This is a genomic window from Kribbella sp. NPDC056345, from assembly GCF_042262745.1.
GTDB lineage: Bacteria > Actinomycetota > Actinomycetes > Propionibacteriales > Kribbellaceae > Kribbella.
Window position 1 is genome coordinate 95643 of the sequence record NZ_JBHJQQ010000021.1, and the last position, 14654, is coordinate 110296.

11 protein-coding genes are annotated in these 14654 nt (G+C 67.6%); 5 read left to right on the plus strand and 6 right to left on the minus strand.

All coding sequences use genetic code 11. The annotated features are described in order from the left end of the window. From ACFCV3_RS40180 to ACFCV3_RS40195, 4 genes are all read left to right on the plus strand, one after another. On the plus strand, positions 1-5622 hold the full coding sequence (locus ACFCV3_RS40180; RefSeq protein ID WP_376040065.1) for a phospholipase A2: 5622 nt from the start codon (positions 1-3) through the stop codon (positions 5620-5622). A gap of 56 nt (positions 5623-5678) precedes the next feature. Beyond that, a complete protein-coding gene (locus ACFCV3_RS40185) occupies positions 5679-6896 on the plus strand; it encodes a hypothetical protein (RefSeq protein ID WP_376040068.1) in 1218 nt (405 codons plus the stop codon). Between the two features lie 115 nt (positions 6897-7011). Beyond that, positions 7012-8463: a bifunctional UDP-N-acetylglucosamine diphosphorylase/glucosamine-1-phosphate N-acetyltransferase GlmU gene (gene glmU / locus ACFCV3_RS40190; RefSeq protein ID WP_376040071.1), complete on the plus strand. Its 1452-nt coding sequence runs from the start codon at positions 7012-7014 to the stop codon at positions 8461-8463. A 13-nt stretch (positions 8464-8476) separates the two neighbouring features. After that, a complete protein-coding gene (locus tag ACFCV3_RS40195; RefSeq protein WP_376040073.1) occupies positions 8477-9457 on the plus strand; it encodes a ribose-phosphate diphosphokinase in 981 nt (326 codons plus the stop codon). A 9-nt stretch (positions 9458-9466) separates the two neighbouring features. On the opposite strand, the gene ACFCV3_RS40200 is transcribed toward ACFCV3_RS40195, so the two are convergent. After that, positions 9467-10486: a type IV toxin-antitoxin system AbiEi family antitoxin domain-containing protein gene (locus ACFCV3_RS40200; protein WP_376040076.1), complete on the minus strand. Its 1020-nt coding sequence runs from the start codon at positions 10484-10486 to the stop codon at positions 9467-9469. Positions 10487-10841: 355 nt separating this feature from the next. On the opposite strand from ACFCV3_RS40200, the gene ACFCV3_RS40205 reads away from it, so the two are divergent. Next, positions 10842-11393: a DUF1932 domain-containing protein gene (locus ACFCV3_RS40205; RefSeq protein WP_376040079.1), complete on the plus strand. Its 552-nt coding sequence runs from the start codon at positions 10842-10844 to the stop codon at positions 11391-11393. Here the strand turns inward: ACFCV3_RS40205 and ACFCV3_RS40210 are convergent. Genes ACFCV3_RS40210 through ACFCV3_RS40230 form a run of 5 tightly spaced genes read right to left on the minus strand, consistent with a single transcriptional unit; the run spans position 11390 to position 14545 of the window. Further along, entirely contained in the window at positions 11390-11869 is a 480-nt protein-coding gene (locus tag ACFCV3_RS40210) for a CAP domain-containing protein (RefSeq protein ID WP_376040082.1), read from the minus strand. The two genes, ACFCV3_RS40205 and ACFCV3_RS40210, sit on opposite strands and share 4 nt — an antisense overlap. Positions 11870-11922: 53 nt before the next feature. Next, positions 11923-12531 (minus strand): hypothetical protein, encoded by a 609-nt coding sequence (locus tag ACFCV3_RS40215; RefSeq protein ID WP_376040085.1) that lies wholly within the window; start codon positions 12529-12531, stop codon positions 11923-11925. After that, positions 12528-13124 carry a DUF3137 domain-containing protein gene (locus ACFCV3_RS40220; protein ID WP_376040087.1) on the minus strand — a complete coding sequence of 199 codons (597 nt, stop codon included), beginning with the start codon at positions 13122-13124 and terminating at the stop codon, positions 12528-12530. Before ACFCV3_RS40220 ends, ACFCV3_RS40215 begins: the two co-directional genes overlap by 4 nt. Positions 13125-13162: 38 nt before the next feature. Further along, positions 13163-13822, minus strand: coding sequence for a hypothetical protein (locus ACFCV3_RS40225; RefSeq protein ID WP_376040090.1), 660 nt, complete (start codon positions 13820-13822; stop codon positions 13163-13165). A 9-nt stretch (positions 13823-13831) separates the two neighbouring features. Then, positions 13832-14545, minus strand: coding sequence for a hypothetical protein (locus ACFCV3_RS40230; RefSeq protein ID WP_376040092.1), 714 nt, complete (start codon positions 14543-14545; stop codon positions 13832-13834). Positions 14546-14654: the final 109 nt, after the last annotated feature.

Genomic DNA, 14654 nt, shown 5'->3' on the forward strand with positions numbered 1-14654 from the left:
ATGCGAAAACCACACCACAGGCGTGTGCTCGCAGCGCTCGTCTCAGCCACTCTGATCGCCACCCTCACCCAAGTGATCGCCGTACAGCCGGCGGCCGCCGCCTCTGGCCCGTCAGTTCCGCTGCCGAACACGCCGTCGGTGCCGGTGACCGGACAGCCGATGGCCCCCCGGCCGCAGGATGCGGCGAGTTCGGATGCGATCAGCGGCGACCATGCTGATACTCCGACCAAGCCAGGAGCCAGTACGCCGACAGCGACGCCGTTGTCGCCGTCGTCGATCTGGAACGTGTCGGAGCAGACAGGTGACTTCACCTGGTCGTACCCGCTCCGAGTGCCGCCGGCACCGGGCAGTCTGCAGCCGGACCTTGCGTTCTCGTACACGTCGGCAGCTATCGACGGCCGGACCAGTGCCACCAACAACCAGCCCTCCTGGGTGGGCGACGGGTGGGACCTGAATCCCGGTTTCGTCGAGCGCACCTACGGTGGCTGTGCGGCCGACAAGGAAGGCAGTAACAAGGGCGAGCAGGTCGGTGACCTGTGCTGGCGCAGTGAGAACGCGACTGCGTCGTACCCGGGTGGTGGCGGCCGGCTGGTGCTGGGCGCGGACGGCTGGAAGCAGGAGCAGGACAACGGCGCCAGGATCGAGAAGCTGAACGGCGCCTCCAACGGTGCGAACGAAGGCGAGCACTGGAAGATCACCACGGTCGACGGGAAGCAGTACTTCTTCGGCTCCCGCGCCGACTCCGCTGCTGCCTGGACCGTGCCGGTGTACGGCGACGACACGGGTGAGCCGTGCAACAAGCCCACCTTCGCCGCCTCAGCGTGTACCCAGGCGTGGCGGTGGATGCTGGACAAGGTGGTCGACACCCACGGCAACACCATCCACTACAACTACGTGACCGAGCTGAACAAGTACGGCCAGAACTTCAAGGACACCGGCGTCAGCTACGTCCGCAACGGCTACCTGAGCCGGATCGAGTACGGCCTGAACCAGGCGGTCACCGGCCAGGCACCGGCCCGCGTGGAGTTCGGTACTGCCGAACGCTGCCTGCCCGGCAGCAACTGTGTCTGGACCGAGCGAGGCAACTTCCCGGACACTCCACTGGACCAGCTCTGCGACACCGCCACCTGCAAGGACAGGTACTCGCCGAGCTTCTGGACCACCAAGCGCCTGAACACCGTGACCACTCAGGTGCTCAAGAACGGTGCCTACGCAGACGTCGAGCGGTGGGAGCTCAATCAACAGTTCCCAGCCCCTGGCAGCGGTGAGAAGCCCGCTCTCTGGTTGAAGGCGATCAACCACGTCGGTCTGGCGTCCGGTACGCCGATCACCCTGCCACCGGTGACGTTCGAGGGCGCCAAGATGGCCAACCGCGTCAGCGCCGGCGACAACTTCTCCCCGATCCTGCGCTACCGCCTGACCGGCATCGTGTCCGAGTACGGCGGTGTCACCTCGATCAACTACCAGGCCGCCGACTGCACGACGAAACCCACCAACCCGGAGTCGAACACCAGGCTGTGTTTCCCGGCGACCTGGGCCGACAAGAACTACGCCGAGCGGACCGACTACTTCCACAAGTACGTCGTGGAGTCCGTGATCGAGTCCGATCGGATCAGCGCCAACCCGCAGAAGGAGACGCACTACCAGTACGTCGACGGTGCGGCCTGGCACTACGACACGTCCGAGTTCACGCCACCGGACAAGAAGGACTGGACGGAGTTCCGCGGCTTCGCCAAGGTGCTGATCCGGCAGGGTGCACAGAACGACCCCGCCGGACCGGTCACCCTGACCGAGAAGCGCTTCTTCCGTGGCATGCACGGCGACCGGCTGAACAAGCTGGGCGGCACCAAGAACGTCCAGGCCGAGGACTCCGAGTCCGTCAAGCGCAATGACGACGACTGGCTGGCCGGCTCGGAGCTGGAGTCGATCACGTACGACGGCTCGGCCGTTGTCAGCAAGAAGATCACGCAGCAGGCAGTGCACGGCCCCACCGCTACCAAGGGCGCTCTGAACGCCTACCAGGTCAACCCCGGCATCGAACGCACCTACACCACACTGCCGGTCGGACGCCGGATCACCGAGAGCGAGACGAAGTACGACGACTACGGCCTGGCCAAGACGGTGGACGACCAGGGCGACACAGCCACCGCCGAAGACGACAGGTGCACGACGACGACGTACGCACGGAACACCGCGAAGCACCTGATCGCCTTCACCGCTCGCGAGGAGACAGTGGCCACGCGCTGCGGTACGCCGCCTTCCTTCCCGACGGATGCGATCACCGACGTCCGTACCGGCTACGACTCCCAGGCGCCGGGCGAGGCGCCGGTGGCCGGGAACATCACCAGTGATCAGCGGCTCGAGCAGCGTCCCGCCTCGGGACCGGTCTACACGACGGTCGAGAACACCAAGTACGACGTGTACGGCCGGGCGACCGAGTCCACTGATGCGGAGGGCAAGGTCACCACGACCGCCTACACACCGGCGACCGGTGGACCGCTCACTCAGGTCACCGTCACGAACCCACTGGGCCACGTCAACACCACAGTCATGGACCCTGCCTACGGCGGTGCCACGAAGGTGATCGACCCCAACGGCAGAGTGACCGAGACGTCGTACGACGCCCTCGGTCGTAGGTCCGAGGTCTGGCTGCCGAACCGGGCCCGCGGTGGCACCTCACCGCAGACTGCGAACTTCAAGTTCAGCTACGACATCCACAACGACGCACCGACGGTCGTGACCACAACGAAGCTCGGCCCGACCGGACGCTACGTCACCAGCAACCAGTTGTACGACGGCCTGCTGCGCCCGCGGCAGACCCAGACGCCCGCGCTGGGTGGTGGCCGGCTGCTCACAGATGTCCGCTATGACTCGCAGAACCGGGTCGCCAAGAGCACACAGGCCTTCTTCAACAGCAGTCCGGTCGACAAGACGCTCTCGGTCGCCAGCGACAACCAGGTGCCCGGTCTGACGGTCAGCACGTACGACGGTGCCGGCCGACCGTCCGCATCGATCTTCCAGGGTGCTGGAGCCGAGAAGTGGCGAACAACCACCACGTACGGCGGCGACCGGGTCAGCGTGGACCCGCCGGCCGGAGGGACTGCCACCACAACGCTGCTGGACGCGCAGGGGCGGACCACGGCGCTGCGGCAGTACCACGGTGACTCGCCGACCGGTGGCTACGACCAGACGACGTACAAGTACACGACGGCCGGACAGCTCGCCCAGATGACCGATGCCCCCGGCAACAAGTGGGAGTACCGGTACGACCTGCGCGGCCGGAAGACGCAGACCAAGGACCCTGACCTGGGGACCACCAATCTGACGTACACCGCGGTCGACGACGTCAAGACCCGGACCGACGCGCGCAATCAGACCCTGGTCTACTCCTACGACGACCTGGGTCGCCGGACGGCCGGATACCTCGGCTCGCTCGGCGGACCGAAGCGGATCGCATGGACGTACGACAAGCTTCCGAACGGTCAGGAGGTCAAGGGCCAGCAGGCCACCGCGACGACGTACGACGCGAACGGCAAGAGCTTCACGACCACAGTGCAGGGCTACAACGCGCTCTATCAGCCGCTGCAGACCGCGCTGACGGTTCCGGAGGACGGTGTCGCCGGAGACGACCGGTTGGCCGCGACATACACGACGACGTACAAGTACAACGTCGATGGCAGCCTGGCCAGCGAGACGCTGCCCGCAGCGGGTGGTCTTCCGAAGGAGTCGGTCTTCCACACCTATGATGACTACGGGCGTGCGCTGAAGACGTACGGCGGTATGGATGGTCTGGGAACCGTCGAATACGTGCAGCAGACCGACTACACCAGCTATGGCGAGGCTCAGCGCCTCCACCTCGGTGAGAACGGGAAGCGTGCGTGGCTGTCGTACTACTACGACGACAACACCCGCCAACTCAGCCGCACGATCGTTGACGCCGAACTGCCGAAGCCGATGCAGTCCGATGTGAACTACGACTACGACCCGGCCGGCAACATCACCTCGGTCGCAGACACCACGCTGGACCGGCAGCCGGATGTGCAGTGCTTCAAGTACGACTATCTGAAGCGCCTCACCGATGCGTGGACGCCGAGTGGTGGGTGCGAGTCCGAGCCGTCGAAGGCAGCTCTGACCGGCCCAGCGCCGTACTGGCAGGGGTGGACGTACAACAGCATCGGCAACCGGCTGTCCGAGCAGGACCACCTCACTGACGTGACCCGCAGCTACACCTACCCGGCTGCCGGTCAGCCCCGGCCGCACGCAGCGACCGCGGTCACCACGCAGGCAGCCGGTGCCAAGGCCGTGCAGGTCGCGAACACCTTCGAGTACGACGCTGCCGGCAACACCACGACCCGTGATGACCAGCAGTTGGCTTGGGACGCGGAGAACCGGTTGACGTCGTCGACCAAGGCAGGAGAGAGCACCCAGTTCCAGTACGGCTCCGACGGAGATCGGCTGGTCCGCAGCGACAGTGCGACGGCGACGGTGTATCTGCCGGGCCAGGAGCTGCAGATCGACCGTTCGAGTGGAGACGTGAGCGCCACCCGCTACTACAAGCACGCAGGAACCACCATCGGCATCCGCACCGGCGAGGTCAGTGGTGGCGCGCGTGGTGTGGCCACCGCCTCGTCCAGCCTGCACTGGCTGGCCGTCGACCGGCAGGACACACCGACCACGGCGATCAATGCGGAGACGCAGTCCGTGGTGCAGCGGCGGCAGCTGCCGTTCGGTGAGACCCGTGGCGCCGCACCGGCGTTCCCCGGCGAGAAGGGCTTCGTCGGCGGGACAGTGGACGAGAGCACCGGCCTCACGCACCTCGGGGCCCGTGAGTACGACGCTGCGCAAGGGCGGTTCATCTCGGTCGACCCTGTCCTCGATGCGGCCGATCCCCAGCAGGTGCAGGGCTACAGCTATGCCGGCAACAACCCCATCACCCTCTCCGACCCCGATGGCAAGTGCGCCGGACCGGACGGCATCGGCTGCCGCAGCAAGTGGAGCAAAGAGGGTTACGACATGAAGACCCAGCAGGGCCGCGACAAGTACGAGGCGTCCCGGAACAAGTGGGTGAAGAACTACAACGATCGCAAGGAGGCCGTGGCCACCCGGAAGAAGAGCAAGGCCGAGACACGCAAGCGGATCGTCGGGTTCGACTGCGAGGCCAGCCCGGAGTGCAAGCGAAGGACCTACCTGGCTTTCACCGCGAAGGGTGCGCAGGGCCGCGACATGTACGCCGCCGCGCTGCTGAACCAGGACGCTTGGGAAGACTTCGACTTCGACTTCGTCAGTGACGGGTGCAGTCGGCCGGCTCCCGATGTCGTCGGCGGTCTCAACGCCGTACCAGCCTGCGCGCGGCACGACTACGGCTACCGCAACCGGGCCAAGGCGCCCGGGCTGGACAACGAGGACAACCGGGCGCGCGTCGACAGCAGTCTGCGGGACGACCTGTACAACGCTCCGGACAACTGCAAGCACTGCGGGGGACGCGGCACGCTGCGCGATGCCGACCGGGCGATCGTTGCCGAGACGTACTACTTCGTGGTCCGCCAAGCCAGTTGCTGGTCCCAGTCCTGCAAGGACTGGGAGTCGGCCATGCGCGACATCGCCGAAGTAGGCGGTTTCTGACTCGACGACCCACCCACCCGGATGACCTATCGGGTGGGTGGGTCGTTGGGGTGTGCATGAGGCGGGTCGGGTGGTTGGTCGTCGGTGGGCTGCTGGGTGCTGGGCTGGTGGTGGCGCCTGGTGGTTCGCAGGTGGGGGTGCTGCCTGTTGCCGCTGAGGTGGGGTTGCCGTCGGCGGGTGATGGCCGGGTGGACCCGGTGGTGGGGCAGGCGGTGGATGCCGGGCTGGCGCGGCAGGCGGTCGCGTTCCGGCGGGGGGATGCGGCGGGGTTCTTGGCTGAGGTGGCGCCGGGGGCTGCGGGGCGGCAGGCGCGGGTGTTCCGGGGGCTGCGGGCGCTTGAGGCTGAGGTGGGCTTCCGGCGGCGCGAGGTTTGGGTGGATCCGGGAGCAGTACGCCGGTACGGCGCGGGCGCGGTGACGTTGCGAGTGAGCATGCGGTACGCCGTGACGGGGTTGAAGCCGGCCGTGGCGGATCTCGGGTACACATACGTGGTTCGGGGTGGGGTGGCGCGGCTGGTGGACGTGACCCGGCTGGACGCCGTACTGAAGAGCAACCGGCAGCCGTGGGACGTGGCGGAGCTGGACGTTGTACGGCGGGACGGTGTCGTCGTACTCGTGGATCGGGGCCAGCGCACCCGTGGCGAGCGCATCGCCACGGTCACCGCGGAGGCGGCCAAGGTGGTGAACAGGCTGTGGCCGGGACCGCTTCAGAAGATTCCGTTGGTGGTCGCGTTGCGAGACCCGCAGGTCCTGACCGACCTGCCGGCCACGCTCCCAGGGCAGGAGCCGATCCGAATCCAGCCGATGCACAGCGCCCGCCCCGATGGTCGCCCGGTTGGTGGGTGGGTAGTGGTCGCGCCGGCCGAGGCGCCAGGGATCTCCGACATGGTGCATGGGCTTACGCATTTGGCGGCGGTGAAGATGGGGGACGAGGCGCCTCGGTGGTTGGCGGAGGGGCTGGCGGCGTACGCGGCGAACCTGGTGCGGCCGGGACCGGAGGTGGCTCGGGAGCGGGCTGAGGGGCTGGCTGCGGTGCGGGGGCGGGTCGAGCGGTTGCCTCGGGATGACGAGTTCGGGGTGACGGAGAGTTACCGGGTGAGTTGGCTGGCGGTGGACCTGATGGTGCGGGCGGTGGGTGTGGGATCGGTCACGCGGTTCTACCTGCAGGTCGCCAGGCGGGGCTACAGCGAGTACGCGCGGGCGCGGATGATGCAGGAGTACGCGGGGATCACGGCCGGCGACCTGGTGGTGAACCTCCGGGGACCGGCTGCCTGAGCAGGTGGATGCGAGATCCGCGGGAAAGAGCAAGTAGGCTTGCGCGGGCACCGAATCGAGTGCCTGTGCAGATACTTGTTCCAGAAACTCGCAGGGAACTCGAGGAGAAGACCGCGTGACTTCCCATCGCCCCGCGGCGGTCGTGATCATGGCCGCCGGGCTCGGAACCCGGATGAAATCGTCGACCCCGAAGGTGCTGCACGAGATCGGCGGGCGCAGCCTGGTCGGTCACGCCGTGGTGACGGCGCGTGCACTGAGCCCCGAGCACCTCGTGGTCGTGGTCGGCAACGGCCGGGAGCTGGTCGAGGCTCATCTGACCGCGCTGGACCCGGACGTGAAGACCGCCGTCCAGGAGCAGCAGCTCGGGACCGGCGACGCCGTGCGCTCCGGACTGACCGCCGTACCGGCTGCCTTCGAGGGCTCGGTCGTGGTCACTTCGGGTGACGTGCCGCTGCTGCAGTCCGAGACGCTGCACGAGCTGGTCGCCGAGCACGACAAGCAGGGCAACGCCGTTACCGTGCTGACCGCGCGGGTCGCCGACCCGACCGGGTACGGGCGGATCGTCCCGGGCGCCGACGGCACGGTCGCCGCGATCGTCGAGCACAAGGACGCGACCCCCGAGCAGCGCCAGATCGACGAGATCAACGCCGGTATCTACGTGTTCGACGCGGCCACGCTGCGCGACGGGCTGAGCCGGCTGACCACGGACAACGCGCAGGGCGAGCTGTACCTGACCGACGTGCTGTCGATCGCCCGCACCGACGGCAAGCGCGTCGGGGCGTACGTCACCGAGGACGCGATGCAGACCGAGGGCGTGAACGACCGCGTCCAGCTGGCCACGCTCCGCGCCGAGCTGAACCGCCGCACCCTCGAAAAGCTGATGCGTGGCGGCGTCACGATCGTCGACCCGAACACCACCTGGGTGGACAGCACCGTCGAGCTCGCCCAGGACGTCACCCTGCTGCCGAACACGCAGCTGCACGGCGCCACCACAGCCGGCAGCGGTACGACGATCGGTCCGGACACGACCCTGACCGACGTACAGATCGGCGCCGGCGCGACGATCATCCGCACCCACGGGTCGAGCTCGGTGCTCGGCGACGGTGCGAGTGTCGGCCCGTTCGCCTACCTGCGCCCCGGCACCACGGTCGGCGTCAAGGGCAAGATCGGCACCTTCGTCGAGACCAAGAACACCAGCATCGGGGACGGCGCCAAGGTGCCGCACCTGACGTATGCCGGGGACGCGACGATCGGCGAGGGCGCGAACATCGGCGCCGGCACCATCTTCGCGAACTACGACGGCCAGAAGAAGTACCCGACGTTCATCGGCAAGCACTCGTTCATCGGGAGCAACTCGGTGATCGTCGCCCCGCGGACGGTTGCGGACGGCGCCTACCTGGCCGCCGGTACCGCCCTGACCGAGGACGTCGGTCCGGGTGAGATCGCGGTGGCCCGGGGCCGGCAGCGCAACATCAAGGGCTGGGTCGCGCGCAAGCGCGCCGGAACGAAGACGGCGCAAGCTGCTGCGGAAGCAGAAGCCACCGCCGATACTGGCGACAAGAAGTAACGGGAGGCCGGCCATGAGCGGGATGAAGCGAGCTACCGAGAAGAACCTGATGGTGTTCTCCGGCCGGGCCCATCCCGGTCTGGCCACCGAGGTCGCCGAGCAGCTGGGGTCCGGCCTGGTGCCCACCTCGGCGTACGACTTCGCGAACGGTGAGATCTACGTCCGGTTCGAGGAGTCGGTGCGCGGCAGCGACGCCTTCGTGATCCAGAGCCACACCTCGCCGATCAACGAGTGGATCATGGAGCAGCTGATCATGGTCGACGCGCTCAAGCGCGCCTCGGCCAAGCGGATCACCGTCGTGCTCCCGTTCTACGGCTACGCCCGGCAGGACAAGAAGCACCGCGGCCGGGAGCCGATCTCGGCCCGGCTGATGGCCGACCTGTTCAAGACCGCCGGCGCGAACCGGCTGATCTGCGTCGACCTGCACACCTCGCAGATCCAGGGCTTCTTCGACGGACCCGTCGACCACCTGATGGCGCTGCCGATCCTGAGCGACTACGTCCGGGACAAGTACGGCGCCGAGCAGCTGGCCGTGGTCTCGCCGGACGCCGGCCGGATCAAGGTGGCCGAGCAGTGGTCCGCGCGGCTGAACAACGCCCCGCTGGCCTTCATCCACAAGACCCGCGACATCGAGCGCCCGAACGAGACGGTCGCGAACCGCGTCGTCGGTGAGGTCAAGAACCGGGTCTGCATCCTGGTCGACGACATGATCGACACCGGCGGCACCATCACCAAGGCCGCCGACGCCCTGATGGCCGAAGGCGCCGCCGGAGTGGTCATCGCCGCCACCCACGCCATCCTCTCCGGCCCCGCCGTCGACCACCTGAAGAACTGCCAGGCCAGCGAAGTGATCGTCACCAACACCCTCCCGATCGCCGAAGACCGCCGCTTCGACAAACTCACCGAACTCTCGATCGCCCCCCTGATCAGCCGAGCCATCCGCGAAGTCTTCGAAGACGGCTCAGTAACCAGCCTCTTCGACGGCCGCGCCTAACCAGCGCGCCTAACCAGTACGGCGCTGGGGAGCGCTACCCGTCGTTTTCGGGTGGTAGGACTCCCCAGCTCCAGGTCGGACCGTGCAGTTGGGACCGCAGCGGGTTGGGGTGCCGAGCCAGCCGCGAAGGGTGAGGACCGCGGCGACCTGAACTGCCGCGCCGCAGGGATCGCCGGCCAGTTGGTGTCCGAAGCGCAGCGTCACCTTGGCGTCGACTGCCGCAGCGTTGTCTCTCGCCATGTCCCGCCACTGCGAGGTGACATCCGCGTGCCCGGCCCGGCCATCGAGCTCGACGATCACGCCGTACGGGTCGTACCGGCAGTCCCGCCGGATCGTTGCACCGCTGAAGCTCGCAGTGGCTTGGCGGGTAGCTGCCGGAAGCCCGTGAGCACGCTCCACTCTCTCGAGGTAGAAGAGTTCCAGCCACGACTCGACCCCTGCATCGGCATCGCGTAGCACTTGGATGATGCCCTTGCGGCGCGGGAGATTCTGCAGTCGGTCCAGTTCGTCGAGGAGACGCCGCGGGGTGGTCCGGCGCTCACGGCAGGCATCCAGAATCGTCGCCAACGCGGCGTCACTGTTCGGCCGCCGACTCGCGACGGTCAGCAGCGCCACCTCCAGGCGAACGATCGGTGGCTCGCGACTCCCCAGTAATCGGTCACCAAGATCGCGGCAGCGGCGAATCACGATGCCGGACTGCCGACGTACTCGCCGATGGTGTGGAAGGTCCAACCAGATCGGCTCGGCGGCCCAGTCACCATCGAGCCCGTATCGGCGCAGCGCAGTCTCACCACCCAGCGCTGCATCAGGTCCGTAGGCCAACCACGCAGCCCAGACTCGCGTTTCCCACGGAACCGGTCCGGTGAAATTGACGTACGCACCGCGATAGACCCGCTGGATCTGCCCGGACCGCAGCCGCGCCGCGAGCATCTTGTCCGACGCGCCCTGCAGCTGCGCTTGCCGCCAGCTGAAGGCCCCCAGCTGCTTCCGCAACAACTCCGCAAACTGTTCACCCAGAAATCCCTTCACACCAGAGAAGATGCACCCAACTACCCCACCCCTCCCGACCCAACTTGTCCCTGTGGATAACGAGGTGGGGAGCGCTACCCGTCGTTTTCGGGTGGTAGGACTCCCCAGCGTTGAGGGGGAACGGGGGAGGTGATGTGCTGGGGGTATGCGGATTTCGGTGTTTCACCCAGGGGCGATGGGATCGCGGCTCGCGGGGGAGCTGGTAAGTGCCGGTCACACGGTGAGTTGGGTGCCGGACGGGCGTAGTCAGGACAGCGTTGAGCGGGCTGAGGCTGCTGGGCTGGTGGGGCTGCCGTTTGGGGAGGCGGTCGCTGGCGCCGAGGTTGTGTTGTGTTCTTGTGCTCCTCAGGGGGCGGTGGACATTGCTCGGCAGGTTGGGCGGGCTGGGTTCGCCGGGCTGTACGTCGAGGCGAATCCGCTCTCGCCGGTGTCGCTGCGGGAGGCGCAGTCCGCCGTACCGGAGGCGACGTTTGTGGACGCTGGTGTGGTGGGACCGCCACCGAGTGGTGGGCCGAGTCCGACACATCTGATGCTGTCCGGGGCTGCAGCGGCCGACGCTGCTGCCTTATGGGCTGGTACGGCGGTGACTCCGCGCGTGGTTGGGGCGGAACCGGGTGCGGCTAGCGCGGCGAAATCGGCGTACGCGCTGTACAACAAGGGCAAGGCGGCCCTTGCAGTGCTGGCATTCCAGCTGGCCGAAAAGCACGGGGTAACCGACGCACTGGTCGCGCAGCAGGTGCGCGCGGACGCGGGCTCACTCCGCGACCCGCAACTGCCAGAGCAACTGCGGGCCGTTGCCTGGCGCTGGGGGCCCGAGTTCGACGAGCTGGCCGAGACCCTGGACGACGCCGGCCTCGAAGGCGACGCAGCCCGCGCCCTCCGTCAGGTGTGGACCAAGCTCAGCTAGACGGTGCCGAAGTTCTGCACCCAGTAGTGGTCGTAGGTGGAGCTGCTGTTGTAGCCGTACCCGACACCGATCGAGCGGTAGCTGCAGTTGAGCATGTTGGCGCGGTGCCCGGCCGAGTTCATCCAGGACGACACGACCGCCGCAGGCGTGGTCTGACCCGCCGCGATGTTCTCGGCTCGGCCAGTGTTGGTCGGGTACCCGGCCTGCCGGATCCGGTCCCACGGGGTCCGGCCGTCCAGACTGTTGTGGCTGAAGTAGTTCCGGTTGGCCATGTCGGCAGCGTGGCCCTGGGCGGCGTTGTCGAGCGCGCTGTGCCGGTTGAGCGCCGGACAGCCGGCCTTTGCACGCTCGGCGTTGGTGCGGGACACGACCTCCGAGCGGAAGTCCTGCGGGGTCATAGTGGCTGCTGCGGGACTGGTGGTCAGCGCGGTCAGGAGCCCGGCGAACGCCAGGCCTCCTAGGACACGTGTGAGCATCGTGCACTCCTCGTCGGTATGGGGGCGGTCAAACCAGACGGTGCATTCAGCGACTAGTGTGCCCTGAACTCCTCGAACACGTAAGGGTCGATGCGGGCCAGTACGCCGTCGAACGCGGTGACCGTGTGGCGGACGGTGTCGGCGGTCCAGTAGCCAACGCCCCAAGCGATCAGAACGTTTCCATCGATCCGCCACTGCAGCTTGGGGTAGTGGAGCAACCACTCGAGCACTCGGGGCGTGAGCAGGGCACTGGCGTAGCGGCGGTCTGCGCACTGGACGGAGAACGTCCGGTTGAACCCAGCGCTCTCGAACTCCAGATTGTCCGGCAGCATGGGGTTTCTCGGGAACACGGCAAGTGGTGGCAGTGCGGTCGGCAGACTCATCGCGATCACGTGACACTTGGCAGCGGTCGCCGTACGGGATGCCTGGTACGTGAAGTCGCAAACCCATAGCCGCTGGTCGCGAACCATCCGCTCCGCGTTCCCCGGTACGCCGAACGCGCGGCTGGCCGCATCAGCCAGCCATGGCTCGACAGGGGCCGGTGTGAGCCCCACAGCAGCCACCCTGTCCGCAAAGAACGCCTTCTGCCGCTGCTGCACCTGAAGGTAGAGCGCCCCGAGCCCAGCAGCCAGTACGGCGATCACTACGACCGTGATGATCATGAGACGCCGTAGTCCGTGAGCACGAACGGCGGGATCCGGTCGATCACACCGGCCATCGCCTCCAGCCGGGCCAGGATGTCGGTCGGCGCGACCTCGCCGTACCCCCAGGAAACGAGTGCATTCCCGGCGAGGTGCCACCGCAGGTCGGGGTTCTGCAGCATCCACTCCATCAGCCGCGGCTGCAGTACGGCGGATGCGAACCGCTGGTCGTCCGCCTGGACCCGGAACTGCTCGTTGAACGACTGGCTCTCCAGCTCGAAGTCACGACCAGGTAGTGCCGAGTCCTTCGACACCGTCAGTTGGGGCAGCGCGACTGGCAGCGTGAGTGCGATGAGGTGCACCGGCGCCGGCCCTCGCCGCGCAGTGAACTCATAGTCGAGCACCCGCAGCTCCCGCCCGCGGAAGTCACCGGTGAACATCTGCGTGGCCCGGCCCCTGATCGTCAGCCGCCCAGCAAGCGCCACCAGCGACGGCTCAGCTGGAGCCAGTGCCCACCCATGCGAGCCCATCACCGCAGCCCGCCGCCGGATAGCAGCACGCCGCCTCCGCCGCCGTACGACGATGATCGCGACCCCGCCCACGAGAATCAGCACCGCCAACGACCCCGTCCCCACGGGAATCCACCACACGTTCACACAGGTGCGCCGTAGTCGCGGAGGACGAAGGAGGGGATGCGGTCGATGACGCCGGTCATGGCTTCGAGGCGGGCGGCTACGTCGGGGACGGTGAAGCTGCCGGGGGCGAAGGAGACGAGGGCGTTGCCGGCCAGTTGCCATTGCAGGCCGGGGTTGTGGAGCATCCACTCCATCATTCGCGGGTGCAGGACGGCGGATGCGTAGCGCTCGTCCTGGCAGGTGATGCGGAACTGGTCGTTGAAGAGCCGGCTCTCCAGCTCGAGGTCGGGTCCGGCGAGCATGCGCGTGACAGCGGACTCCGCGCTCAGAGTCAGTGGGGGCAGGGCAACGGGCAGGTTGAGTGCGACCAGGTGCACGGTGTGGGTCGTGGTGGTCTTGCCGTTGCTGGTTGTGTACATGTACTCCAGCACGCACATGCCGCGGCCGCGGTAGTCACCGGCGAACATCTCGTGGGGGCGCCCGCGTGCCCACAGCCGAGCCGCCACCTCGACCAGCCAGGGGTTGGGTGGTGCCGGATGCCAGCCGTACTGCGCCATGGCATGCCGACGCTGCCACAGGGCCGCATGGCGCCTTTTGGTGAGAGTGATAGTCACCAGGACCAGTACGACGACCCCGAGTGTGGCGCCCACCAGCAGCAGGATCATCAATGCGGTCACGCTGCCAACCTAGTCGAAACCGGGGATCAGGCCCCGCGGATCGTCGGCAGGCGGCGCCGTCGTCGGCCGGCCGTAGTCGCGAAGAACGGACGCAGGGATCCGGTCGGCGATACCGGCCAGGGCCTGCAGCCGCCGGCTCACCTTGGCGGGTACGAACTCCCCGTCGGCCCAGGTGACCAGCGAGTTGCCCGCCACCTGCCATTGCATGCTCCGGAACCGCACCGCCCAGTCCAGGACCGGCGGACGGAGCAGGGCCCTGGCGTACTGCTCGTCGGAAGCCTGGACGTGGAAGGCGTCGTCGAAGGCCTTGTGGCCGAGGTGCAGGTCGTTGCTCTTGACGAACTGTTTCAGGCGCGAGTCCTTGGTGACCGTCAGCGGTGGCAGCGCGGCCGGCAGGGTGACCGACACCAAGTGCACGATCGGCGGTCCGGCGGCCCGGCCGTTCCGCTGCTGCCGGTCGGGCAGGAGGTACTCCAGCACGCACGCCGTCATTCGGTTCTGGAACTGGAAGCCCCACATCTGACGCGGCTCACCAGGCTCGTAGAGCTGAGCGGCCACCTGGCAGAGCCACTCGTTCGGCGGCCTCTGGTGGAAGCCCAGGTGCCACATCGGTACCTGGCGCACGTCCGGCTGGTGGCTGTTGAGCTTGGCGATGATCTTGTCGCGGAGCAGGACGAAGGCTGCCATCACCCCGCCGGGGCGCGGGCCGTTGGGGTCGTCCATGAAGGCACTGTAAGTCGTGCAGGGGTGCGGCGCCGGGCCCCCGCACCACGGTGGGGGTTAGGGTGGGCGGGGTAGGGGTTTGTGTTGTGTGGGGGGGTGTTGGGAGTGG

Excerpts from the sequence above, each read along its gene's own strand:
- ACFCV3_RS40180 (WP_376040065.1), top strand. The coding sequence starts at position 1 with ATGCGAAAACCACACCACAGGCGTGTGCTCGCAGCGCTCGTCTCAGCC.
- ACFCV3_RS40185 (WP_376040068.1), top strand. The coding sequence starts at position 5,679 with ATGAGGCGGGTCGGGTGGTTGGTCGTCGGTGGGCTGCTGGGTGCTGGG.
- ACFCV3_RS40195 (WP_376040073.1), top strand. The coding sequence starts at position 8,477 with ATGAGCGGGATGAAGCGAGCTACCGAGAAGAACCTGATGGTGTTCTCC.
- ACFCV3_RS40210 (WP_376040082.1), bottom strand. The coding sequence starts at position 11,869 with ATGCTCACACGTGTCCTAGGAGGCCTGGCGTTCGCCGGGCTCCTGACC.
- ACFCV3_RS40215 (WP_376040085.1), bottom strand. The coding sequence starts at position 12,531 with ATGATCATCACGGTCGTAGTGATCGCCGTACTGGCTGCTGGGCTCGGG.
- ACFCV3_RS40230 (WP_376040092.1), bottom strand. The coding sequence starts at position 14,545 with ATGGACGACCCCAACGGCCCGCGCCCCGGCGGGGTGATGGCAGCCTTC.